The sequence below is a fragment of the Pseudomonas sp. S36 genome, assembly GCF_016647875.1.
GTDB classification, from domain to species: Bacteria; Pseudomonadota; Gammaproteobacteria; order Pseudomonadales; family Pseudomonadaceae; genus Aquipseudomonas; species Aquipseudomonas parafulva.
Map to the genome: position 1 here is coordinate 1 of NZ_JACVVG010000118.1, position 277 is coordinate 277.

Genomic DNA, 277 nt, shown 5'->3' on the forward strand with positions numbered 1-277 from the left:
CACCATCTCGGCTGATCAAACTTCGGTCGCGGAAAACGTTAAACCGACCTTTACCGTGCAGATCAACACTGCATTGGCCCACGACTTGGTCGTGACGCTGAGCAACAACGCTCAAGTCACCATCAAGGCTGGCCAGACCAGCGTGTCTTACGAGCACGCTGCGCAGGGCGATGACGTTTATAAAGACTCTGGCGACATTAGCTTGGGTATCAAGTCGGCTGTTGATATCGACGGCCGCACCTTCGAGAACCTGCAACTGGGTGGCGATGCGTCGGTA

The 277-nt window shown here is 55.2% G+C and carries 1 protein-coding gene; it reads left to right on the forward strand.

Features of this window, described 5'->3' with window-relative positions:
* Nucleotides 1-277: immunoglobulin-like domain-containing protein (locus tag IAE36_RS23530; protein ID WP_201214981.1), on the forward strand; the 277-nt coding region annotated here is incomplete at both ends.